The organism is Duganella aceris, assembly GCF_011090165.1.
In the GTDB taxonomy this organism is placed as follows: Bacteria; Pseudomonadota; Gammaproteobacteria; order Burkholderiales; family Burkholderiaceae_D; genus Rugamonas; species Rugamonas aceris.
Genome location: NZ_JAADJT010000016.1, coordinates 12,279 through 34,920, shown reverse-complemented (window position 1 = coordinate 34,920; position 22,642 = coordinate 12,279). Strand labels below are relative to the sequence as shown.

The window sequence follows — 22,642 nt, the reverse complement described above, 5'->3', positions numbered from 1 at the left end:
GACACCAACATGACCGAAGCCACCTTCAAACCAAAAAAATCCGTCGCGCTGTCCGGCGTCACCGCTGGTAACACCGCGCTGTGCTCCGTCGGCAAGACCGGCAACGACCTGCACTATCGTGGCTACGACATCCTCGATGTCGCCAACACCTGCGAGTTCGAAGAAATCGCCTACCTGCTGGTGCACGGCAAACTGCCGAACGACGCCGAACTGCGCGGCTACAAAGCCAAACTGCGTTCGCTGCGCGGCCTGCCGCAATCGCTGAAGTCCGCGCTGGAGGCGCTGCCCGCGTCCGCGCACCCGATGGACGTGATGCGCACCGGCGTCTCGGTGCTGGGCTGCACGCTGCCGGAAAAGGACGACCATAACGTCCCCGGCGCGCGCGACATCGCCGACCGCCTGATGGCCTCCTTCGGTTCGATGCTGCTGTACTGGTATCACTTCAGCCACAACGGCCGCCGCATCGAGGTCGAAACCGACGACGACTCCATCGGCGGCCACTTCCTGCACTTGCTGCACGGCTTCAAGCCGTCGGACAGCTGGGTGCAGGCGATGCACACCTCGCTGATCCTGTACGCGGAACACGAGTTCAACGCCTCGACCTTCACCAGCCGCGTCATCGCCGGCACCGGGTCCGACATCCACTCCGCCATCACCGGCGCGATCGGCGCGCTGCGCGGTCCGAAACACGGCGGCGCCAACGAATTCGCCTTCGAAATCCAGAAGCGCTACGAGAACCCCGACGAAGCCGAAGCGGACATCCGCAACCGCGTCGCCAACAAGGAAGTGGTGATCGGCTTCGGTCATCCGGTGTACACCATCTCCGATCCGCGCAACGTCGTCATCAAGGAAGTGGCGCGCAAGCTGTCCGAGGAAGCCGGCTCGATGAAGATGTTCGACATCGCCGAGCGCCTGGAAACCGTCATGTGGGACATCAAGAAGATGTTCCCGAACCTGGACTGGTTCTCGGCCGTGTCTTACCACATGATGGGCGTGCCGACCGCGATGTTCACGCCGCTGTTCGTCATCTCGCGCACGTCCGGCTGGGCCGCGCACATCATCGAGCAGCGCATCGACAACAAGATCATTCGTCCAAGCGCCAACTACGTCGGCCCTGAAGACCTGAAATTCGTCCCGATCAAGGACCGTCAATAATCATGAATACCCAATTCCGCAAGCCCTTGCCGGGCACCCAGCTAGACTACTTCGACGCGCGTGAAGCCGTCGACGCGATCCAGCCAGGCGCCTGGTCGAAACTGCCGTACACCTCGCGCGTGCTGGCCGAGAACCTGGTGCGCCGCTGCGATCCGGCGACGCTGAACGCCTCGCTGTCGCAGCTGATCGAGCGCAAGCGCGACCTGGACTTCCCATGGTTCCCGGCGCGCGTGGTGTGCCACGACATCCTCGGCCAGACCGCGCTGGTCGATCTGGCCGGCCTGCGCGACGCCATCGCGCTGCAAGGCGGCGATCCGGCGCTGGTCAATCCGGTGGTGCCGACCCAACTGGTGGTCGACCACTCGCTGGCGGTGGAGTGCGGCGGCTTCGATCCCGATGCCTTCGACAAGAACCGCGTCATCGAAGACCGCCGCAACGAAGACCGCTTCGATTTCATCAACTGGACCAAGAAGGCGTTCAAGAACGTCGACGTGATCCCGCCGGGTAACGGCATCCTGCACCAGATCAATTTGGAGCGCATGTCGCCTGTCATTCAAGCCGTCGACGGCGTGGCCTTCCCGGACACGCTGGTCGGCACCGACTCGCACACGCCGATGGTCGATGCGCTGGGCGTGATCGCCATCGGCGTCGGCGGCCTGGAAGCGGAAAGCGTGATGCTGGGCCGCGCCTCGTGGATGCGGCTGCCGGACATCATCGGTGTCGAGCTGACCGGCAAACCGCAGCCGGGCATCACCGCCACCGACACGGTGCTGGCGCTGACCGAATTCCTGCGCAAGCAGAAGGTCGTGTCTTCGTACCTGGAATTCTTCGGCGCGGGCGCATCGCACCTGACGCTGGGCGACCGCGCCACGATCTCCAACATGGCGCCCGAATACGGCTCCACCGCCGCGATGTTCTTCATCGACGAGCAGACCATCAAGTACCTGAAGCTGACCGGCCGCGACGACGCGCTGGTCAAGCTGGTCGAGACCTATGCGAAGGAAACCGGCCTGTGGGCCGATGCGCTCAAGACCGCCGAGTATGAGCGTGTGTTGAGCTTCGACCTGTCGTCGGTGGTGCGCACCATCGCCGGTCCGTCGAACCCGCACAACCGCGTGCCGACTTCCGAGCTGGCCGCGCGCGGCATCAGCGGCGTGGTCGAGAATGAGCCGGGCCTGATGCCGGACGGCGCTTGCATCATCGCCGCCATCACCAGCTGCACCAACACCAACAACCCGCGCAACATGATCGCTGCCGGCCTGCTGGCGCGTAACGCCAACGCGCGCGGCCTGACGCGCAAGCCGTGGGTGAAAAGCTCGCTGGCGCCGGGCTCCAAGACGGTGACGCTGTATCTCGAAGAAGCCGGCTTGATGTCCGAGCTGGAGCAGCTGGGCTTCGGCGTGGTGGCCTACGCCTGCACCACCTGCAACGGCATGTCCGGCGCGCTCGATCCGGCGATCCAGAAGGAAGTCATAGCCCGCGACCTGTACGCGACCGCCGTCCTGTCCGGCAACCGCAACTTCGACGGCCGCATCCACCCGTATGCCAAGCAAGCCTTCCTGGCGTCGCCGCCGCTGGTGGTGGCCTACGCCATCGCCGGCACCATCCGCTTCGATATCGAGAAGGACGTGCTGGGCATCGACGCCAACGGCCAGCCGGTCACGCTGAAGGACATCTGGCCGAGCGACGAAGAGATCGATGCGCTGGTCGCGTCCAGCGTCAAACCTGCGCAGTACAACAAGGTCTACATCCCGATGTTCGCCAAGCAGGCGGACGACGGCCTGAAAGTCAGCCCGCTGTACGACTGGCGTCCGCAGACCACCTATATCCGCCGTCCGCCTTACTGGGAAGGCGCGCTGGCCGGCGCGCGTCCGCTGAAGGGCATGCGGCCGCTGGCGCTGCTGGGCGATAACATCACCACCGATCACCTGTCGCCGTCGAACGCCATCATGTTGAACAGCGCGGCCGGCGAGTATCTGGCGAAAATGGGTTTGCCGGAAGAGGATTTCAATTCCTATGCCACCCATCGCGGCGACCATCTGACCGCGCAACGCGCCACCTTCGCCAATCCGACGCTGAAGAACGAGATGGTGCGCGATGCCGACGGCAAGGTCAAAGCCGGTTCGCTCGCGCGCGTGGAGCCGGAAGGCAGCGTGACGCGCATGTGGGAAGCCATCGAGACCTACATGGAACGCAAGCAGTCGCTGATCGTCATTGCGGGCGCCGACTACGGCCAGGGTTCGTCGCGGGACTGGGCGGCCAAGGGCGTACGACTGGCGGGCGTGGAGGCGATCGTGGCCGAAGGCTTCGAGCGCATTCACCGCACCAACCTGGTCGGCATGGGCGTGCTGCCGCTGGAGTTCCAGCCGGGCGTCAACCGCCTGACGCTGGCGCTGGACGGCACCGAGACCTACGACGTGCTCGGCGAACGCACGCCGCGTTCGACGCTGACGCTGGTGGTCAACCGCCGCAACGGCGAGCGTGTGCACGTGCCGGTGACCTGCCGTCTCGATACGGCGGAGGAAGTGTCGATCTACGAAGCGGGCGGCGTGCTGCAACGCTTCGCGCAGGATTTCCTTGAATCCGTGAAGGCGGCTTAATCATGGCACATGCACCGCAAATCAAAATCCCCGCCACCTATATGCGCGGCGGCACCAGCAAGGGCGTGTTCTTCCGCCTGCAGGATCTGCCGCCGGCGGCGCAACAGCCTGGCGGCGCGCGCGACGCGCTGCTGCTGCGCGTGATCGGCAGCCCCGACCCCTACGGCAAGCAGATCGACGGCATGGGCGGGGCCACCTCCAGCACCAGCAAGACCGTGATCCTGTCGAAGAGCGAGCGGCCCGACCACGACGTCGATTATCTGTTCGGCCAGGTCTCGATCGATAAATCCTTCGTCGACTGGAGCGGCAACTGCGGCAACCTGTCGGCGGCGGTCGGCGCCTTCGCCATCAGCGGCGGCCTGGTCGACGCCGCGCGCGTTCCGCAGGACGGCATCGCCGTGGTGCGCGTATGGCAGGCCAACATCGGCAAGACCATCATCGCCCACATCCCGATCAGCAACGGCGAGGTGCAGGAGACCGGTGACTTCGAGCTCGATGGCGTGACCTTCCCGGCGGCCGAAGTCATGTTGGAGTTCATGGATCCGGCGGCTGAGGAAGAGGGCGGTGGCGGCGCGATGTTCCCGACCGGCCAACTGGTCGACGACCTGGAAGTCCCCGGCGTCGGCACGATGAAGGCGACCATGATCAACGCCGGCATCCCGACCATCTTCGTCAACGCCGAAGACATCGGCTACACCGGCACCGAACTGCAGGACGCCATCAACAGCGATCCGAAAGCATTGGCGCGCTTCGAGCTGATACGCGCCCACGGTGCGCTGCGCATGGGATTGATTTCGCACATCGACGACGCGGCCACGCGCCAGCATACGCCGAAGGTGGCCTTCGTCGCCAAGCCGGCGCCGTACACCTCGTCCAGCGGCAAGGAGGTCGGCGCCACCGACGTCGATCTGCTGGTGCGCGCCATGTCGATGGGTAAGCTGCACCACGCGATGATGGGCACGGCGGCGGTGGCGATCGGCACTGCGGCGGCGATTCCCGGCACGCTGGTCAACCTGGCGGCCGGCGGCGGTGAACGCGACGCGGTGCGCTTCGGCCATCCGTCCGGCACCTTGCGGGTCGGCGCGCAGGCGACGCAGCATAACGGCGAGTGGAGCGTGACAAAAGCGGTCATGAGCCGCAGCGCGCGGGTGCTGATGGAAGGCTGGGTACGCGTGCCCGGCGACTCGTTCTAAGATACCGAAACGGAGGAGACATGAATTACGCTGATTTCTATCGGCGCTCCATCGACGCACCCGAACAATTCTGGGACGACGAAGCTGCGCTCATCGACTGGAACACGCCGTACACGCAAGTGCTGGATTATTCGCATCCTCCGTTCGCCAAATGGTTTGTCGGCGGACAGACCAATCTTTGCCACAATGCGGTCGACCGCTGGTGCGCCACCCAGGGCGATAAGCCGGCGCTGATCGCCATCTCCACCGAAACCAACACGGAGCGCACCTATTCCTTCAATGAACTGCGCGCCGAAGTGGAGCGCTGCGCGGCGATGATGCTGGCGCTGGGCGTCGGGCGCGGCGACCGGGTGCTGATCTACATGCCGATGATCGCCGAAGCGGCCTTCGCCATGCTGGCCTGCGCCCGCATCGGCGCGGTGCACTCGGTGGTGTTCGGCGGCTTCGCGGCCAACAGCCTGGCCAGCCGCATCGACGACGCCAAGCCGGTGCTGGTCGTCTCCGCCGACGCCGGCTCGCGCAACGGCAAGGCCATCCCCTACAAGCCGCTGCTGGACGAGGCGATCGCGCTGGCCTCCGCCAAGCCGGCGCATGTGCTGCTGGTCGATCGCGGCCTGGCCGCCATGAGCCGGGTCGATGGCCGCGACGTCGATTACGCCACGCTGCGCGCCGGGCACCTCGATGCGCGCGTGCCGGTGACCTGGCTGGAATCGAACGAGCCGTCCTACATCCTCTACACCTCCGGCACCACCGGCAAGCCGAAAGGCGTGCAGCGCGACGTCGGCGGCTACGCGGTGGCGCTGGCGTCGTCGATGAAGTACAACTTCTGCGCCAAGGCCGGAGAGACCTTCTTCGCCACCTCGGACATCGGCTGGGTGGTGGGCCACTCCTACATCGTCTACGGCCCGCTGATCGCCGGCATGGCCACCATCATGTACGAAGGCCTGCCGATCTGTCCCGACCCGGGCATCTGGTGGAGCATCGTCGCGAAGCACCAGGTGACGCGCATGTTCTCGGCGCCGACAGCGATCCGCGTGCTGCGCAAGCAGCCGCCGGAGTTCATGCGCCGTCACGACCTGTCGTCGCTGCGCGCGCTGTACCTGGCCGGCGAGCCGCTGGACGAAACCACTTCGCAATGGATCGCCGACGAACTGGGCGTGCCGATCATCGACAACTACTGGCAGACCGAAACCGGCTGGCCCATCCTCTCGATCGCGAAGGGCGTCGAGGACGTGCCGACGCGGCTGGGAAGTCCCGGCGTGGCGATGTACGGTTACCAGGTCAAGCTGCTCAACGAATCGACCGGCGCCGAATGTGGCCCCAACGAGAAGGGCGTGGTGGTGATCGAAGGCCCGCTGCCGCCGGGCTGCATGCAGACCGTGTACGGCGACGATCAGCGTTTCGTCGATACCTACTGGTCCACCTTCGACGGCCGGACGGTGTATTCGACTTTCGACTGGGGCGTGCGCGATGCGGACGGCTATTACTTCATCCTCGGCCGGACCGACGACGTGATCAACGTCGCCGGCCATCGGCTCGGCACGCGCGAGATCGAGGAGTCGATCTCCAGCCATCCCAACGTGTCGGAGGTGGCGGTGGTGGGCGTGGCGGACAAGATCAGGACCCAGCAGGCGGTGGCTTTCGCCATCGTCAAGGATGCGTCGCGCATCGCGACCGAGGAAGGCCGCTCGGCACTGGAACGCGAGATCATGGGCGTGGTCGATCGCCAGCTTGGACCCGTGGCGCGGCCGAGCCGTGTCTACTTCGTGCCGACGCTGCCGAAGACGCGCTCCGGCAAACTGCTGCGCCGCTCGATTCAGGCCATTTGCGAAGGCCGCAGTGCCGGCGACCTGACGGCGATCGAAGACCCCGCGTCGTTGCAGCAGATCCAGCGCGCGTTGGAAAATTAACCGCGAGCGTAAGGGGCGGGTAAGTCTCGCGGTCTATTGTGTATGCACTTATAACAGGAGACATACACAATGCATGACGATTTGGTTCAAAAGATCAAGGGCGACCCGAACTACCATAAGCTGGTCAAGACGCGCTCCCGCTTCGGCTGGGCGCTGACCGGCGCCATGATGGTGGTCTACTACGGCTACATCCTGCTGATCGCTTTCGATAAAGAATTCCTCGCCGCGAAAACCGGCGCCGGCGTGATGACCTGGGGTATGCCGATCGGCCTGTTCGTGATCGTGTTCACGGTGCTCATCACCGGGTTGTACGTCCGCCGCGCCAACAAGCAGTACGACGAACTGACCCACGCGATTCAAGAGCGGGTGAAAGCATGAGCGCCGCACCGGGCAAGCTGGCCGCGCTGACGCTGCTGGCCGTCGCAAGCGGCGCCGTGCTGGCCGCCGGCGCGGACCTGGGCCAGGCGGTGCGCCAGCCCACCAACTGGACCGCGATCACCATGTTCGCCGTGTTCGTCGTGTTCACGCTGTTCGTCACCAAATGGGCCGCGGCCAAGACCAAATCGGCGGCCGATTTCTACAACGCCGGCGGCGGCATCACCGGTTTCCAGAACGGCCTGGCGATCGCCGGCGACTTCATGTCGGCGGCATCCTTCCTCGGCATTTCCGCGTCGGTGTTCCTGAACGGCTACGATGGCCTGATCTACGCCATCGGCTTCCTGGTCGGCTGGCCGGTGATCACCTTCCTGATGGCGGAGCGCCTGCGCAACCTGGGCCGCTTCACCTTCGCCGACGTCGCCGCCTACCGCTTCAAGCAGGCGCCGATCCGCATCTTCTCCGCTTCCGGCACGCTGGTGGTGGTGGCCTTCTACCTGATCGCGCAGATGGTCGGCGCCGGCCAGTTGATCAAGCTGCTGTTCGGTCTCGAATACTGGATCGCGGTGGTGCTGGTCGGTACATTGATGATGGTGTACGTGCTGTTCGGCGGCATGACCGCCACCACCTGGGTACAGATCATCAAGGCGGTGATGCTGCTCGGCGGCGCCACCTTCATGGCGGTGGTGGTGCTGGCGCAGTTCAATTTCAGCCCGGAGGCGTTGTTCGCCAAGGCGGTTGAAGTGCACACCAAGAAGGAAGAGATCATGGGACCGGGCACCTTCATCAAGGATCCGGTGTCGGCGATCTCGTTCGGCATGGCGCTGATGTTCGGCACCGCCGGCCTGCCGCACATCCTGATGCGCTTCTTCACCGTGCCGAGCGCGAAGGAAGCGCGCAAGTCGGTGTTCTGGGCCACCACCTGGATCGCCTACTTCTACATCCTGACCTTCATCATCGGCTTCGGAGCCATCGTCCTGGTCAGCACCAATCCGGAGTTCAAGGACGCCGCCGGCAAACTGCTGGGCGGGAACAACATGGCGGCGATCCACCTGGCCAAGGCGGTCGGCGGCAACGTCTTCCTCGGCTTCATCTCGGCCGTGGCCTTCGCCACTATCCTCGCGGTGGTCGCCGGCCTGACGCTGTCCGGCGCCTCGGCCGTGTCGCACGATCTGTACGCCACCGTGTTCAAGAAAGGCAAGGCCACCGGCGCCAGCGAATTGAAGGTGTCGCGTATCACCACCATCGCGCTGGGCATCGTCGCCGTGGTGCTGGGCATCGTGTTCGAGAAGCAGAACATCGCGTTCATGGTGTCGCTGGCGTTCGCCATCGCCGCCTCGGCCAACTTCCCGGTGCTGTTCATGTCGGTGCTGTGGAAAGACTGCACCACGCGCGGCGCCACCGTCGGCGGCTTCATCGGCCTGATCTCCGCCGTGGTGCTGACGGTGGTGTCGAAGTCGGTGTGGGTCGACGTGCTGGGTCATGCCGACGCGCTGTTCCCGTACGCCTCGCCGGCGATCTTCTCGATGCCGGCCGGTTTCATCGGCATCTGGCTGTTCTCGGTGCTCGACAAGAGCCCGCGCGCGCGCATCGACCGCGCCGGCTACGAAGCGCAGCAGATGCGTTCCGAGACCGGCATCGGCGCGGCGGGAGCCAGCGCCCATTGATGTATTTGACAAGACGTCGATGAGCCACAGTGCCCGGGTTTCCGGGCATTGTCGTTTTTAGCGACGGCGCGCGGCAACAGAATGGCTTATGTGGTGAATGTGGTTTATGATCTGCCAACAATGCTGCCGCCAAGTAAGTAATGCGTAAGGTGGCATCTATACAGGGTGCCATGGGTGTACATGAATCGCGTTTCGACTAATCCGGAGTTCGTTGCCGACGCGCTGGCGCTGATCGGCGTTCCCGCCTGCGCCAGCGGCGGCGACGGCATCGTGCTGGCCACGAACGCGGAACTGGTGGCCTTGCTCGGCTTCGATCCCTGCGGCCGCCCGGTGGGCGATCTGTTCGCGCGCCATCTGCGCGCCACCAGCGTCGAGCAGCTGAACGCCGCCGGTGCCGGCCGCCGCTTCGACAGCTGCCTGACCTGCGCCAGCGGCCAATACCTGTCGGTGCAGGCCTGGGTCAAGCCGCTGCCGGACGGCGTCACCATCGTTTTCCACGACATCACCGAAGTCCAGCGCGATCAGCGCGCGCTGCGCAAGACGCTGCTGGAGCAGCAGGCGATCCTGGAGAACGCCGCCGTCGGCATCCTGTTCAGCCGCGACGGCGTGATCAGGGAGTGCAATATCCGCTGCGCCGAAATGATGGGCTACAGCCGCCAGGAACTGGAGGGCTCGCCCAGCGTGATCCTTTATCCGAACGAGGACGCCTTCATCCAGATGGGCCGCGAAGCCGGGCCGCCGCTGTCGCAAGGCCAGTCCTTCATGGCCGAGGTGCGGCTGCGCCGCAAGGACGGTTCGCTGTTCTGGGTGCGCGCCTTCGCGCGCGCGATCGATCCGGTGCATACCAGCGAAGGCACGGTCTGGATCATGGAGGACATCGACGAGCAGAAACAGCGCGACGAGCAAACCCGCCAGTTGCTGCTGCAGCAGAAGGCGATTCTCGACAACGCCTCGGTCGGCATCCTGTTCAGCAAGGCGCAGATCATGTTGAGCTGTAATCCGCGCATGGCCGAGATGTTCGGCTACGCCGCCGACGAGATGGTGGGGCAGCACGCGTCGACGGTGTTCCCGTCGCCCGAGCTGCACGCGGAGTTCGGCCGCGAGGCGGCGCCGCTGCTGGGCACCGGCCAGCCGTTCGAAAAACGCGAGTACCAGTTCAAGCGCAAGGACGGCAGCCTGTTCTGGTGCCGCGTGCGCGCCAAGGCGGTCGACGATGAGCACAGCGACGGCGGTACCATCTGGATTCTGGAGGACGTGACGCACACGCGCCAGACCCAGATGGAGGTCGAGGCCATCATGACCAACGCCTCGATGAGCATCCTGTTCACCAAGAACCGCGTCATCACCCGCTACAACAGTGGCTTCGCCGAGATGTTCGGCTACCAGGCCGACAACGGCCTGGGCATGCCCGGCCGCGCCCTGTATCCGTCGCAGGAAGCCTACGAGAAGCTGGGCGCCGAGGCCTATCCCTTCCTCTCGATCGGCAAGCCGTTCCAGACCGAGATCGAAATGTGCCGCGCCGACGGCACGCGCATGTGGGCGCAGCTGATCGGCTACGTGGTCAATCCGGACGATCCGAGCCAAGGCACGATCTGGGTGATCGAGGACCGCACCGAGCAAAAGCGGGCGGAGGAGGCGCTGCGCAATGCGCTGCTGGAGAACCAGGCCATCCTCGACAGCGCGGTGCTGGGCATCTCGGTGGTGGAGGGCGGGCGCAACCTGCGCTGCAACACCAAGATGGAGGAGCTGTTCGGCTATGCGCCGGGCGAGATGAACCATCTCAGCGTGCAGGCCCTGTACGACGGCAAGCAGGCCTGGGAGGCGGCGCGCGCCGCGACCGCGCGCGATTTCCGCGAAGGGCGGGTCAACGTCTCGGAATACAAGCTGGTGCGCAAGGACGGCAGCACGTTCTGGGGACGGCTGTCGGGCCGTCCGTTCGACCTGGCGCAGGCCAACGGCCGCTCGGTGTGGATGGTGGACGATGTCACGGCGCGGCGCGAGGCGGCCGAAGCGGTCAGCCGCGCGCGCGACGAGCTGGAGGTGCGGGTGCTCGAGCGCACCGCCGAACTGGCCGGCGCCAACGCACTGCTGCAGGGCGAGATCGTCGAACGCCGGCAGGCCGAGGCGCGGGTGCACCACATGGCTTACCACGACAGCCTGACCGGCCTGCCGAACCGCGCCTTGCTGTCGGACCGGCTGGACCGCGCGATGCTGGCGGCGCAGCGCTCCGGGCGGCTGCTGGCGGTGATGTTCATCGACCTGGATCGCTTCAAGACCATCAACGATTCGCTCGGCCACATGACCGGCGACCAGCTGCTGAAGGAAGTGGCGGCGCGGCTGTGCCGCGCGGTGCGCGCCAGCGATACCGTGGCGCGCCTCGGCGGCGACGAGTTCGTGGTGCTGGTGCCGGGGATCCGTTCGATCGACGAATCCAGCCAGGTGGCGGAAAAGATCATCGAGGCGTTGTCGGAGAGCTTCCCGCTGGAGGGCCGCAACCTGCACATCACGCCGTCGATCGGCATCTGCGTGTACCCGGACGACGGCGCCGACGTCGAGACGCTGATGCGCCACGCCGACGCCGCGATGTATCACGCCAAGGCCAGCGGCAGGAACAACTATCAGTTCTTCCGCGAGGCGATGAACCAGACGGCGGCGCGCCACTTCGAGCTGGAGTCCAGCCTGCGCGGCGCGTTGGCGCGCAATGAATTCGAGCTGCACTTCCAGCCCATCATGGATATCGGCACGCGCCGCCTGCACGCGATGGAGGTGCTGCTGCGCTGGCGCCGCGCCGACGACGAGCTGGTGATGCCGGACCACTTCATTCCGATCATCGAGGAAAACGGCTTGATCGTGCCGATCGGCGAGTGGGTGATCCGCGCCGCCTGCATGCAGAGCATGCGCTGGCAGCAGCAGGGCATGAAGCCGGTGCCGCTGGCGGTGAACCTGTCGCCGCGCCAGTTCATGCACCGCGGCCTGATCGAATCGATACGCCGCATCCTCGACGAAACCGGCATCGCGCCGTCGCTGCTGGAATTCGAGATCACGGAAACGGCGCTGATGCAGCACGGCGAGCAGACGCTGGATATTCTCGGCCAGATCAACGCGATGGGGATCCGGCTGTCGATCGACGATTTCGGCACCGGCTATTCCAGCCTGGCCTACCTGAAGCGCTTCCCGGTCAAGAAGATCAAGATCGACCGCGCCTTCATCAAGGAGCTGGAGAGCAGCGCCGAGGACCAGGCCATCGTCGCCGCGATCATCGCGCTGTCGGACAGCCTGCAGTTGTCGGTGGTGGCGGAGGGCGTGGAGACCGAAGAGCAGTACGCGCTGTTGCAGCGCTACGGTTGCCAGTATGCGCAGGGCTATCTGTTCTCGCAGCCGGTGCCGCACGCGACGGCCCAGCTGCTGCTGCCGAGAAGTTAGTCGGTCAGCGTGGCGATCACCGGCGCGTGGTCCGACGGCTGTTCCCACTTGCGTGGCGCGCGGTCGATCACGCAGGCGGTGCAGCGCTTGACCAGTTCCGGCGACAGCAGGATGTGGTCGATGCGCACGCCCTTGTTGAGACGGAAGCCCAGCGCGCGGTAGTCCCACCAGCTGAACGATTTCTCCGGTTGTTCGAACAGCCGGTAGGAATCGGTCAGGCCGATATCGATCAAGCGCTGCAGCGCGGCGCGCTCCTTGTCCGACACCAGCACCTGGCCGGCCCAGGCCACCGGGTCGTGGACGTCGCGGTCTTCCGGCGCGATGTTGTAGTCGCCCAGCACCGCCAGTTGCGGGTGCAGCGCCGCTTCCTCCTTGATCCAGTCGTGGAAGGCGGCCAGCCAACCCAGTTTGTACTCGTATTTGTCGGAATCGATGCTTTGCCCGTTCGGCACGTAGGCGCAGACCACGCGCACGCCGCCGATGGTGGCGGCCAGGATGCGCTGCTGCGGATCCTCGTATTTCGGATTGTTCTTGACCACGTCGGCGATCGGCAGCCGGGAAATGATGGCCACGCCGTTGTAGGTTTTCTGGCCGGTATAGGCGACGTGATAGCCGGCGGTCTCGATGGCGGCCAGCGGAAACTTGTCATCCGTTAATTTTGTTTCCTGAATACATAACACATCGGTGGGGTTCTCCTCTAGCCACTTCATAACGTGCGGCAGTCTTACGTTCAGTGAGTTAACATTCCATGTAGCTAATTTCATGTGTCGAGGGTTCCTTGCGGGTTGGCTGGAGCGGTTGCGCTGTCTGATCCGCATCTTACCGCAACTGGATTTAACAGATGAGCTTGCTTATTTGTCGATTTTTACAAAAAAACATGAAAAAGACTCACTTGGTGGATGCGTGAAGGCCTAAAATGTTGCAAAATATGTGAAATCGAAAAATAATTGCCAATATTGTCTCGTAGTTGTCAAAGTAGAACGATAAGACGAGACAAAGTAAGCAAAAGAGAAATATACTAGTACAAATTGAGTGGAAAACTAGTGTTTCCGGTGTGCAACCAACAACTGCGAAGCCCGCGTATATTTATGTGTTGTGATAGCGCAATAAATGGTACTATACGGAAATTACTTGTAGTTTTAACAGTGAATTGCGCGTAGCGCATTTGCAAAGGAATTGGAAAATGCGAACTGCATTTGAAGCATGGGCACAGCGCGACGGACATATCGTTCGCCGCCGTGAAGATAAGCCAGAAGAGTATCTGGTCTTTGAAACGCAACGCCGCTGGGTGATCTGGCAAGCGGCGCTGGAACATGGCAAGACGCCTGGCGGCCGCAAGACCGCCGCGCAGAAGGAAGCCGCCGCCGCTGAAAAGCGCGCCGTCGCAGCCCTGCAACGTCCGCCTGCGATCAATTCCGACGAAGCCGCCGTGCGCAACCAGGTGTTGAACGAAGTGCTGGACGCCTTCTCCACCCTAGGTGGCGAGCGCGGCCTGGACGACATCCTGAAAGTGGTGCAGGGCTTGAAGAAGAAGCAGCAAGAGCAGGCGGAAGAGCGCAGCGCGACCGAAGCACCGGTCCGCCACAACGCTTAAGCGACCCTCATGCGTTTCAGGCATTACAAGGGCGGCCTCTACGAGCTGGTGTGCGAGGCCACCATGGAATCGGATTTAAGCAGCATCATCGTGTATCGCGCCGCCGACGGGTCCATCTGGTGCCGGCCGAAACAGGTGTTTTTCGAGATCATTGAAGTCGATGGCGTCAAAGTGCAACGCTTTACGCCGCTTGATTGATCGAATGGCCGCCCCTTGGGGCTGCTACACTGGTCTGTATCTTTATTCCAGAGGCAGACCATGTTCCTCCGCCCCGCTGCAACGGCAGCCTTGTTGCCGGCCTTGATCGGCCTGGCCGGTTGCGCTTCGCTGACCGAATCGACCCAACAGAACGTGCTGGTGCAAACCGTGCTGGAACATCGCGAGATCGCCGGTGTCGGCTGCGTGCTGTACAACGACGTCGGCAAGTGGTTCGTGACCACGCCGGCGCGCGTGACGCTGCGCAAGAGCGCCGGACCGCTGCGCATCGATTGCCAGAAGGCGGGCAAGGGCTGGGCGTACGAGAAGGTCGACGCCAAGGCCGACGGCAACCTGTGGGGCAACCTGGCGCTGACGGCGGGCGTCGGCTATTTCATCGACAAGAACACCGGCGCCGGCTACGACTATCCCGCCACCTTGACGGTGGTGATGCATCCGGCGCAGGATCAGGAGGAGGGGCCGCCGCCCGCCGCGGGCGTGACCCTGTACTGAAATGTAAAAAAAGCAGACCGAGGTCTGCTTTTTTTTGTTACGCGCGGTTGATCAGGAAGTTCGACAGCAGCGGCACCGGACGGCCGGTGGCGCCTTTCGCGCCGCCCGATTTCCAGGCGGTGCCGGCGATGTCCAGATGCGCCCAGGTGTACTTGCGGGTGAAGTTCTCCAGGAACGCGGCGGCGGTGCACGAGGCGCCGCCCGGCGAGCCGATGTTGGCCAGGTCGGCGAAGTTGGACTTCAGCTGCTCGTTGTACTCGTCGCCGATCGGCAGGCGCCACGCGGTGTCGCCGGCGTTCTTGCCGGCGGCGATGATCTCGTCGGCCAGCTTGTTGTGGACCTCGTCGTCGCGCGTGAACAGGCCGCTCTTGTGGTGGCCCAGGGCGACGATGCAGGCGCCGGTCAGCGTGGCGATGTCGATCACGGCGGCCGGGTTGAAGCGCTCGGAGTAGGCCAGCGCGTCGCACAGCACCAGGCGGCCTTCGGCGTCGGTGTTGAGGATCTCGATGGTCAGGCCGTTCATCGAGGTGACGATGTCGCCCGGCTTGGTGGCGCGGCCGGACGGCATGTTCTCGCACGAGGCGATCACGCCGATCACGTTCAGCTTCAGGTTCATTTCGCCGATGGCGCGGAAGGTGCCCAGCACCGAGGCGGCGCCGCCCATGTCGTACTTCATTTCGTCCATGCCCGGACCGGCCTTCAGCGAGATGCCGCCGCTGTCGAAGGTGATGCCTTTACCGACCAGCACCACCGGCGCATCCTTGGCCTTGCCGCCCATGTGCTTGATGATGATGAACTTCGGCGGCTGGTCGCTGCCGTTGGTGACCGACAGGAAGCTGTTCATCTTCAGCGCTTCGAGCTGCTTGCGGTCCAGGACTTCGACGTCGAACTTGTAGTCCTTGCCCAGTTTTTTGGCGGTGTTGGCCAGGTAGGTCGGGGTGCAGATGTTGGGCGAAAGGTTGCCCAGTTCCTTGGTCAGGTCGACGCCGTTGGCGATCGCCACCGCCTGCGCCAGCGCGATCTTGGTCTCGCTGTTGTTCGGCACGGCCAGCGCTATCTTCTTCACGCCGGCGGCGGCCGGATCCTTCTTGCTCTTCTGGCCGTCGGTGCGGAACACGGCTTCGTGCGCGCCCTGCACCACGCAGCGGATCGCCCAATTGACGTCGCGCTCTTTCACTTCGGTCATCGGCAGTGCGATAATAGCGTCGCTCGCGCCCAGGCCGGAGAAAGCCTTGAGCGCGGCGCCGACGCCGCTGGCGAAGCTCTTTTCGCCGATCGCTTCGTCGCTGCCCAGGCCGACCAGCAGCACGCGCTCGGCGCTGGCGCCCTTGACGCCGCGCAGCAGGAGGGTGGTGCCGGCTTTGCCGGTGATGTCGCCGGACTTGAGCGCAGCCGTGATTTCACCGGAGCCGTCCAGCGCTTTCGCGGCCTGGGACAGCTTCTTGTTCTCGAATACCGCGACGGCGACTACGCCGGCTTTGGCCGAGGCGATGGTGTTTTTTGTATCGAATGCTTTTATGCTAAAGTCCATTTGATTCTCCGTGATTAAACTTGCGGCCCCGTGACGAGGGCCTTAACTACCGAATTATAAACTTCGAATGATCTTTCAACGCGCCCTACGACGTGAAATGGCCAGCACCGCCGGCGCCTCTTTTACTGTGCTGTTCAGCATCTGCGTTACCTGGACCCTGATCGCGGTCCTCGGCAAGGCGGCGGGCGGCAAAGTGGCATCGAGCGACGTGATCGCGTTGATCGTCTTCGCAACGCTGAATTATCTGCCAACTATCCTCATCCTCACCAGCTTTATTTCAGTACTGATGGTGGTCACCCGCAGCTACCGCGATTCCGAGATGGTGGTGTGGTTCGCCTCCGGCATGTCGCTGACGCGCTGGATCTATCCGGTGCTGACCTTCGGCCTGCCGCTGGTGCTGATCACCGGCATGCTCAGTTTCGTCGCCACGCCGTGGGCCAAGCAGAAAAGCTCGGAGTACGTGGAGCGCTTCGAAAAGCGCGAAGACCTGCAAAAGATCTCGCCGGGACAGTTCAAGGAATCGGCGTCGGCCAACCGCATTTTCTTCGTCGAAGGCGTGGCCGGCAAGACCGCCGTGGTGCAGAACGTGTTCGTCAACACCGTCGATGAAAAGGGCACCGCCGTCATCGTCGCGCGCGAAGGCATCGTCAACACCGGGCCGAAAGGCGAGCGCTATCTGGTGCTGAAGAACGGCCGCCGCTACCAGGGCACGCCGGGCCAGTCGGATTTCCAGACCATGGAGTTCGAGAGCTACAGCATGCGCGTCACCAGCCCGAACCAGGAGCTCGACACCGGCCGCGACACCGACGCCATCCCGACCATGCAACTGCTGGGGGACGAGAGCAACGGCGCGCGCGCCGAGTTGTTGTGGCGCGTCGCGTCGCCGCTGACCTGTCTGATCCTGATCCTGCTGGCGATCCCGCTCGGCTTCGTCAATCCGCGCGCCGGCAGCTCGGCCAACCTGATCATCGCGCTGTTGATCTTCTTCAGCTACAACAACTTCGTCAAGCTGCTGGAGGCCAGCGTCAGGCAGGGCAAGACGGTGTTCACGCTGGCCTGGTGGCCGCTGCATCTGGTGGCTTTGCTGGTGGTGATCGGGCTGTTCGCGTGGCGCCTGTACCTGAATCATCCTTATCATCCGCTGGCGCTGATGCAGTCGTTTAAACGCTCGCGCAACGCGGGCAAGAAAGCAGTCTCGCAATGAAAATCCTGCAACGCTATTTCGCGGTCTCGATACTGCAAGCGGTCGCCTTCGTGCTGGTCGCCTTCCTGGCGCTGCAAGCCTTCATGGACCTGACCGGCGAACTGCCTAAAGTCGGCAAGAACGGTTACGCGGTGCAGTACGCCTTCCTGTACGTGCTGGTGCAGCTGCCCGGCCACGTGTACGAGGTGATGCCGCTGGCGGCGCTGATCGGCACCATCTACACCATGGCGCAGTTCGCGGCGACGTCGGAGTTCACCATCATGCGCGCGTCGAGCATGTCGACCGGGATGGTGGCGTGGATGCTGGCCAGGATAGGCGTGGTGCTGGTGGTGCTCACCTTCATCGTCGGCGAGCTGGTGGTGCCGCGCACCGCGCCGCTGGCGGAGAAATTCAAGCTGACCGCGCGCGGCACCGCCATCTCGACCGAGTTCCGCTCCGGCTTGTGGACCAAGGATATCGTCAAGGCCGACGGCATGACCGGCACGGTCACCGGCTCGCGCTTCTTCAATGTGCGCGAGGTGCGGCCGGACGGCACGCTGATCGACGTCAAGCTGTACGAGTTCGACACCAGCTTCCGACTGCGCTCGATTACGCTGGCCAAGTCGGGCAGCTTCCAGGGCGATAACAAGTGGCTGCTGAAGGACGTGACGGAAAACCTGTTCACCAATCCGCAGCTGCTCAAGCCAGGCAGCGAGGCGACGCTGGCGAACAACTTCGCGCAGGAGTCGAGCATGATCGAGACCCGCCGCACCGCGACGCGGGAACTGGTGTCCGAGATTACGCCGAAGATCCTGTCGGTGTCGCGCTCCGATCCGGAGCGCATGTCGGCCAACGAGCTCGCGGTCTACACCCGCCACCTGCAGGAGAACAAGCAGCAGACCGAGCGTTTCAAGATCGCGTTCTGGAAGAAGCTGTTCGATCCGCTGGCGATCTTCGTGCTGATGGCGCTGGCGCTGCCGTTCGGCTATCTGCACACGCGCAGCGGCGGCGTGAGCCTGAAGATTTTCCTTGGTATCATGCTGGGGGTGAGCTTCCTGCTGGTGAACACCTTGTTCTCGCATCTGGGCTTGCTCAGCACCTGGCCTGCGGTGTTGACGGCGATCGCGCCGAGTTTATTATTCCTGCTGCTGGCGCTGGGCGCCTTGTGGTGGGTGGAGCGACACTAGATGAGTCAAAAAGCCCTGGTCCTGTTTGCGCACGGCGCCCGCGCCGCGTCATGGGCGGCGCCGTTCGAACGGCTGCGCGACCTGACGCAGGCGCGCACGCCGGACGTGCGCGTCTCGCTGGCCTTTCTGGAGTTGATGACGCCGCGCCTGCCCGAGCTGGTCGCCGAGCTGGAGGCCGGCGGCGTGGACGAGATCACCGTGGTGCCGGTGTTCCTGGGGCAGGGCGGCCACGTGCTGCGCGACCTGCCGCTGATGGTGGACCAGCTGCGCCTCGACCATCCCGGGACCACGATCAAGGTAGTCGAAGCGGCGGGCGAAAACGCCGCCGTGCTCAACGCGCTTTCCGACTACTGCGTCGCGTCGTTATCGCAGGCGTCGCCAGACTGACAGCGGAATGCTGCCGTCCGGCCGTGGCGGCACGCGGTAGCTGAGTTCATCGCCGTTCAATTCGTAGCTGCGTTTCTGCCGCGTTCCCTCCCAATTGATGAAGGCCGAGCCGGCGATGTCGAAGATCAGCGTGCGCGCCCCTTCATCGACGGTGACGGTGCCGAAGTGCGTGCTCGAGCCCATCGCCGCCGCCTCGAATTCGGCCGCCGTGCCGGTCCTCTTGTCGCCGCCGGCGAAGCGCGGACGTTCGGCCTTGTAGATCTGCACCGCGTAGCGGCCCTCGGCATCGATCGTCATCAGGCCTTTCGGCGCGGCGCCGTAATCGCGTTCGCGCACGCCGTCCGGCCGGATCAAGTCGGCCGCCACCAGCGTCCAGGTGCCGGCCAAAGGACAGGGTTGCGCCGCCAGCGCGGCCTGGCTGGCAGGCACCCACATGACGAGACAGAAAAGACGGTTCAACAGTTTCATGGCGTTTCCTCAAGAGTGATCGTATGAGGAACGATAGCGCCGACCCGCGCGTATGAAAATTAGCGAAATCCGCGCCGAACCTGTGCATAATTGCACAATGAGCCAACCTGACTGGGACGACCTGCGATATTTCCTGGCGCTGCACGACGCCGGCAGCCTGTCGGGCGCCGCGCGCGCCGCCGGTGTCGAGCACACCACGGTGGCGCGCCGCATCGATGCGCTGGAAGCTGCGCTTGCGGTGCGTCTGTTCGATCGCTTCCCAAGGGGCTGGTCGCTGACGGCGGCGGGCAGGGAACTGGTGCCGCATGCGCGCAAGATGGAGGATGGTCTGCACGGCTTGCTGCGGGTGGCGGGCGGTGGCGCCGCGCTGACCGGCACGGTGTGCGTTTCCGCACCACCGGCGCTGGCGGCCTACATGCTGGCGCCGAGGCTGATGCCGGCGCTGAAGCGCCTGTCCGGCATTGAGCTGGACCTGCGCGGCGAGGCGCGCCAGACCGATCTGACGCGGCGCGAATCGGACATCGCTTTGCGCTTCCAGCGGCCGACCGCGCCGGGCATGGCGGTGAAGCTGTTGGCCACCGTCGGCTATCAGCTATACGCCAGCGCCGCCTATCTGAAAAAGCACAAGCCGGAGCAGTGGGAATTCCTCGGTTACGATGCGCTGCTGCAGGATACGCCGCAGCACCAGTGGCTGGACAAGATGCGTGGCCAGCGCCGCTACTGCCTGCGCTCAAACGACCTTGGCACCTTGTTCCAGGCGGCGGTGGCGGGTTGCGGGGTGGCGGTGCTGCCGCCGCTGTTCTTCGATATCGCGCGCAGCGGCCTGGTGGCCGTCGAGGCGCCGGCTTGCCCGGTCAAGCGCAAGCTGTGGCTGGTGATGCATGAGGATGTGCGGCGCTCGCCGCCGGTGAGGGCGGTGGCCGACGAGATCATCGCGCTGTTTACTTACGCGGAACCAGCTTGATCTCGTAAATCTTCGGCCACAGTTTGCCGGTGACGAACAGGCGTTTTTTCTCGGCGTCGTAGGCGATGCCGTTCAGGACGTTCTCGCCGGTCGGGCCCTTGCCGGCGTCCGGGTACAGCTTGCCAAGGTCGATCCAGCCGACGATTTTTCCGCTGGCGGGATCGATGCGCGCGATGGTGTTGGTGTGCCACAGGTTGGCGTACACCTCGCCGTCCACCACTTCCAGCTCGTTGATCTGATTGACCGCAATGCCGTCCGCCGTCACCTTCACGCGGCGCACTTCGAGGAAGGTCTTGGGATCGAGGAAGCGCAGCGTCGCCGTGCCGTCGCTCATGATCAGTTCCTTGCCGTTCTGCGTCAGCCCCCAGCCTTCGCCCGGATAGGCGAACTGGCCGCGCGGCTCGAAGGTCTTCAGGTCGAACACGAAGCCGGTCTGCGTCTGCCAGGTCAGGCCGACCAGCGTATCGCCCCATACCGTCAGGCCTTCGCCGAAATACTGCGGCGGGATGTCCTTGCTCTGCAAGACCTTGCCGCTCTCCAGGTTGACCTTGCGGATCGACGACTTGCCGTTCAAGCCCGTGCTCTCGTACAGGAAGCCTTCGCGGTACAGCAGGCCTTCGGTGAAGGCTTGGGTATCGTGCGGATAGCTGCGCACCACCTTGAAATCGTAGGTGGGGATCGCCGCCATGGCGCTTGCGGCCAGCGGCAGCAGCGCGGCGAAGAGGAGGGCTTGAGCGTAATTCTTTTTCACTATTCGGTCACCGGGGAATTTTGTAGTTCAACCATGGCGTCGAGCGTGGAACCGGGGGCGTCCAGCTCGGCCTGCACACAGGCGCGCGCTTCCGGCGCCTGCACCAGCGCCACCGCCTGCAGGCGCGCGGTCGCCGCAGCCGCAGTATCGCCGCAGCCGTTCAGCAAGTCCAGCACCAGCGCGACTTCGGTGTTGTAGTTGAATACTTCGGCCAGCAGATCGGCCATGCCTTCGGTGGTGAGGACGTTGATGCCGTTCTTCAGTTCATTCAGCTGGGCGGCGGCTTGCGCCAGGTGCTGCTCGGGATGCGGCAGCCAGCGTCGCGCCAGGTCGTAGTCACCGCAAGCCATCAGCGACGGCAGCGCGGCGCGTGCGCATTCCTGCGCCAGCCCCTCCGGCAGACGTTGGAACAGGTGGTAGGTGTTTTGCAGGTCGCCCAGCTTGTCGTTGATGACGCGGATGTCGTTGAACAGGACGTCGTCTTCATCGGCGTCCAGCAGGCGCGTGCTGGCGGCGTCGCGGGCCTGGACCAGCGCCTGGCGCGCCGGCAGGTAGTCTTCCGCAAGCTTGGCCCAAGAGGCAAGCACATAGGACAGGCGCAGCGGCGCGTTTTCCGTGCCGGCGGCGGTGGCGTCGAACAGCCAGACGTAATCCTTCAGGGCGGCTTCATACTCGCCGGCGGAATGGGCGTTCCAGGCGCGCTCCAATACTTCGTGAACAGTGTCCATTGTTACCTCGTTTGGTAGAGTGGACATTCTATTACGAAAAACGCAAAATCAGGCGCGGAGCTGGTGCGCGATTGCGCTGTTAATCTCGGAATCGAAGCTTTGGTGGGAACGGGTCTTCATTGCATCGCCCAGCATCACCAGCACCGGGCCGTGCGCCGCGCCCAGGCCTTGCGCCAGCGTGGCGATGGTCATGCGGCGGATATGCTGGTCCGGACGGCTGACGTTTTCGATCACCACCACCGGCGTATCCGGCTTGCGGCCTTGCGCCAGCAGGCGTTCCGCCGTGGCGATGGCTTCGCGCCCGCCCATGTACTGCACCAGCGTGTCGGTGTCGGGGATGGCGTCGTGTTCGGCGTGGTCCGGTGCCGTCGAGGAGGTGAAGAAGGCGACGCTGCGCGACACGCCGCGCTTGGTCAGCGGCTGCTTGCTGGCGGCGGCGGCGGCCAGCGCGGTGGTGATGCCGGGGACGACTTCCACCTCGATACCCGCTTCTTCCAGCGCGCGCAGTTCCTCGTCGGCGCGCCCGAACAGCATCGGGTCGCCGCCCTTGAGGCGCACCACCAGCGGCACCTTGTGCACGTGATCGACCAGCTGCTTGTTGATGAACTGCTGCGCGGTCGACAACTGGCCGCAGCGTTTGCCGACCAGGATTTTTTCCGCTTGCGGGCACAGCTCCAGCATCTCCTCGGTCACCAGCGCGTCGTGCAGCACGACGTCGGCTTGCGCCAGCAGGCGCGCGCCGCGCAAGGTGATCAGGTCCTGGGCGCCTGGGCCGGCGCCGATCAGATAGACTTTTCCCAGAGCCGCCATCGCCGTCT

General features: G+C 64.3%; 20 protein-coding genes. 14 read left to right on the top strand and 6 right to left on the bottom strand.

All coding sequences use genetic code 11. The features are described from left to right. The first annotated feature begins 9 nt into the window (after positions 1-9). From prpC to GW587_RS27515, 7 genes are all read left to right on the top strand, one after another. A complete protein-coding gene (gene prpC / locus GW587_RS27545) occupies positions 10-1,155 on the top strand; it encodes a bifunctional 2-methylcitrate synthase/citrate synthase (protein ID WP_166108109.1) in 1,146 nt (381 codons plus the stop codon). A 2-nt stretch (positions 1,156-1,157) separates the two neighbouring features. Next, positions 1,158-3,755: a Fe/S-dependent 2-methylisocitrate dehydratase AcnD gene (gene acnD / locus GW587_RS27540; protein ID WP_166108108.1), complete on the top strand. Its 2,598-nt coding sequence runs from the start codon at positions 1,158-1,160 to the stop codon at positions 3,753-3,755. A gap of 2 nt (positions 3,756-3,757) precedes the next feature. After that, positions 3,758-4,948 carry a 2-methylaconitate cis-trans isomerase PrpF gene (gene prpF, locus GW587_RS27535; protein ID WP_166108107.1) on the top strand — a complete coding sequence of 397 codons (1,191 nt, stop codon included), beginning with the start codon at positions 3,758-3,760 and terminating at the stop codon, positions 4,946-4,948. 20 nt (positions 4,949-4,968) lie between these two features. Further along, a complete protein-coding gene (locus GW587_RS27530) occupies positions 4,969-6,858 on the top strand; it encodes a propionate--CoA ligase (protein WP_166108106.1) in 1,890 nt (629 codons plus the stop codon). 69 nt (positions 6,859-6,927) lie between these two features. Then, positions 6,928-7,236 (top strand): DUF485 domain-containing protein, encoded by a 309-nt coding sequence (locus GW587_RS27525; RefSeq protein WP_166108105.1) that lies wholly within the window; start codon positions 6,928-6,930, stop codon positions 7,234-7,236. Next, positions 7,233-8,900: a cation acetate symporter gene (locus GW587_RS27520; RefSeq protein WP_166108104.1), complete on the top strand. Its 1,668-nt coding sequence runs from the start codon at positions 7,233-7,235 to the stop codon at positions 8,898-8,900. Before GW587_RS27525 ends, GW587_RS27520 begins: the two co-directional genes overlap by 4 nt. A gap of 180 nt (positions 8,901-9,080) precedes the next feature. Then, on the top strand, positions 9,081-12,323 hold the full coding sequence (locus GW587_RS27515) for a bifunctional diguanylate cyclase/phosphodiesterase (protein ID WP_166108103.1): 3,243 nt from the start codon (positions 9,081-9,083) through the stop codon (positions 12,321-12,323). On the opposite strand, the gene xth is transcribed toward GW587_RS27515, so the two are convergent. Then, on the bottom strand, positions 12,320-13,087 hold the full coding sequence (gene xth / locus GW587_RS27510) for an exodeoxyribonuclease III (protein WP_166108102.1): 768 nt from the start codon (positions 13,085-13,087) through the stop codon (positions 12,320-12,322). The genes GW587_RS27515 and xth overlap by 4 nt on opposite strands. A gap of 419 nt (positions 13,088-13,506) precedes the next feature. On the opposite strand from xth, the gene GW587_RS27505 reads away from it, so the two are divergent. Genes GW587_RS27505 through GW587_RS27495 form a run of 3 tightly spaced genes read left to right on the top strand, consistent with a single transcriptional unit; the run spans position 13,507 to position 14,625 of the window. After that, positions 13,507-13,917 (top strand): phiTE_015 family protein, encoded by a 411-nt coding sequence (locus GW587_RS27505; protein ID WP_166108101.1) that lies wholly within the window; start codon positions 13,507-13,509, stop codon positions 13,915-13,917. A gap of 9 nt (positions 13,918-13,926) precedes the next feature. Beyond that, positions 13,927-14,115 (top strand): DUF1653 domain-containing protein, encoded by a 189-nt coding sequence (locus tag GW587_RS27500; RefSeq protein WP_166108100.1) that lies wholly within the window; start codon positions 13,927-13,929, stop codon positions 14,113-14,115. A gap of 60 nt (positions 14,116-14,175) precedes the next feature. Continuing rightward, complete coding sequence (locus GW587_RS27495; RefSeq protein WP_166108099.1) at positions 14,176-14,625, top strand: hypothetical protein; 450 nt, start codon at positions 14,176-14,178, stop codon at positions 14,623-14,625. 37 nt (positions 14,626-14,662) lie between these two features. On the opposite strand, the gene GW587_RS27490 is transcribed toward GW587_RS27495, so the two are convergent. Beyond that, complete coding sequence (locus GW587_RS27490; protein WP_166108098.1) at positions 14,663-16,156, bottom strand: leucyl aminopeptidase; 1,494 nt, start codon at positions 16,154-16,156, stop codon at positions 14,663-14,665. A 67-nt stretch (positions 16,157-16,223) separates the two neighbouring features. Between GW587_RS27490 and lptF the strand changes: the two genes are divergently transcribed. Genes lptF through GW587_RS27475 form a run of 3 tightly spaced genes read left to right on the top strand, consistent with a single transcriptional unit; the run spans position 16,224 to position 18,913 of the window. After that, the gene (gene lptF, locus GW587_RS27485) at positions 16,224-17,360 is read left to right on the top strand and encodes an LPS export ABC transporter permease LptF (RefSeq protein ID WP_166108097.1); all 1,137 of its coding nucleotides are present in this window, start codon (positions 16,224-16,226) and stop codon (positions 17,358-17,360) included. Beyond that, entirely contained in the window at positions 17,357-18,526 is a 1,170-nt protein-coding gene (lptG, locus tag GW587_RS27480; protein ID WP_166108096.1) for an LPS export ABC transporter permease LptG, read from the top strand. Before lptF ends, lptG begins: the two co-directional genes overlap by 4 nt. Next, positions 18,527-18,913, top strand: a complete 387-nt coding sequence (locus GW587_RS27475) for a sirohydrochlorin chelatase (RefSeq protein WP_166108095.1) — start codon at positions 18,527-18,529, stop codon at positions 18,911-18,913. Here GW587_RS27475 and GW587_RS27470 read toward each other — a convergent pair. Further along, positions 18,890-19,381, bottom strand: a complete 492-nt coding sequence (locus GW587_RS27470) for a lipocalin-like domain-containing protein (RefSeq protein ID WP_166108094.1) — start codon at positions 19,379-19,381, stop codon at positions 18,890-18,892. The two genes, GW587_RS27475 and GW587_RS27470, sit on opposite strands and share 24 nt — an antisense overlap. Positions 19,382-19,478: 97 nt before the next feature. Between GW587_RS27470 and GW587_RS27465 the strand changes: the two genes are divergently transcribed. Beyond that, positions 19,479-20,345, top strand: coding sequence for a LysR family transcriptional regulator (locus GW587_RS27465; RefSeq protein WP_166108093.1), 867 nt, complete (start codon positions 19,479-19,481; stop codon positions 20,343-20,345). On the opposite strand, the gene GW587_RS27460 is transcribed toward GW587_RS27465, so the two are convergent. From GW587_RS27460 to cobA, 3 genes are read right to left on the bottom strand one after another with little or no spacing between them, the layout of a single operon-like run. Further along, positions 20,323-21,096 (bottom strand): glutaminyl-peptide cyclotransferase, encoded by a 774-nt coding sequence (locus GW587_RS27460; RefSeq protein ID WP_371875657.1) that lies wholly within the window; start codon positions 21,094-21,096, stop codon positions 20,323-20,325. The genes GW587_RS27465 and GW587_RS27460 overlap by 23 nt on opposite strands. Beyond that, on the bottom strand, positions 21,096-21,824 hold the full coding sequence (locus tag GW587_RS27455; protein ID WP_166108092.1) for a hypothetical protein: 729 nt from the start codon (positions 21,822-21,824) through the stop codon (positions 21,096-21,098). The genes GW587_RS27460 and GW587_RS27455 overlap by 1 nt, the downstream gene beginning before the upstream one ends. Positions 21,825-21,872: 48 nt before the next feature. After that, positions 21,873-22,634 (bottom strand): uroporphyrinogen-III C-methyltransferase, encoded by a 762-nt coding sequence (gene cobA, locus GW587_RS27450; RefSeq protein ID WP_166108091.1) that lies wholly within the window; start codon positions 22,632-22,634, stop codon positions 21,873-21,875. Positions 22,635-22,642: the final 8 nt, after the last annotated feature.